1 protein-coding gene is annotated in these 253 nt (G+C 58.1%); it reads right to left on the bottom strand.

Features of this window, described 5'->3' with window-relative positions; translation table 11 throughout:
• Positions 1-253 (bottom strand): hypothetical protein (locus tag EOS_RS42810; RefSeq protein ID WP_047898311.1); only part of this gene is annotated, 253 nt, incomplete at both ends.

Raw genomic sequence — 253 nt, 5'->3', positions numbered from 1 at the left:
CGCCTTTGCGCTCTTTAATGATTGGCGCGAGTAGCATCAGACGCTTGCCTTCCGGCTGCGACAGCACGTTATCCACCATCTGGCTGACGGTTTGCGCCGCCAGCGGGACGTCGTGGTCCGGACAGCGCGGCTCGCCAACGCGGGCGAATAACAAACGCAAATAGTCGTGGATTTCGGTGATTGTCCCCACCGTAGAACGCGGGTTATGAGACGTCGATTTCTGCTCAATTGAGATGGCAGGAGAAAGCCCCTC

It is taken from the genome of Caballeronia mineralivorans PML1(12) (assembly GCF_001028175.1).
Taxonomy (GTDB): domain Bacteria; phylum Pseudomonadota; class Gammaproteobacteria; order Burkholderiales; family Burkholderiaceae; genus Caballeronia; species Caballeronia mineralivorans.
This window is presented reverse-complemented; position numbering and strand designations above follow the sequence as displayed.